The 348-nt window shown below is 62.4% G+C and carries 1 protein-coding gene; it reads left to right on the top strand.

The window, feature by feature from the left end; all coding sequences use genetic code 11:
• A partial coding sequence (locus FLQ44_RS14520; RefSeq protein WP_276607866.1) for a proton-conducting transporter transmembrane domain-containing protein occupies positions 1–348 on the top strand: 348 nt, incomplete at both ends.

The raw sequence follows: 348 nt of genomic DNA on the forward strand, positions 1-348 counted from the left end.
AGATGTGGCTGTTCTTCGCCTTCTTCGCGGCCTTCGCGGTGAAGATCCCGATGTTCCCGGTGCACACCTGGCTGCCTGACGCCCACGTCGAGGCGCCGACCGCGGGCTCGGTTGTACTGGCCGCGATCATGCTGAAGATCGGTGGCTACGGCTTCCTGCGGTTCACCCTGCCGATCGTGCCGGATGCCGGCCACGAGTACGCCTGGCTGATGATCACCCTGAGCCTGATTGCCGTGGTCTACGTCGGCCTCGTGGCGCTTGTGCAGGAGGACATGAAGAAGCTGATTGCCTATTCCTCGATCAGCCACATGGGCTTCGTCACCTTGGGCATATTCATCGCCTTCGCGC

The organism is Vogesella mureinivorans, assembly GCF_007644035.1.
GTDB lineage: Bacteria > Pseudomonadota > Gammaproteobacteria > Burkholderiales > Chromobacteriaceae > Vogesella > Vogesella mureinivorans.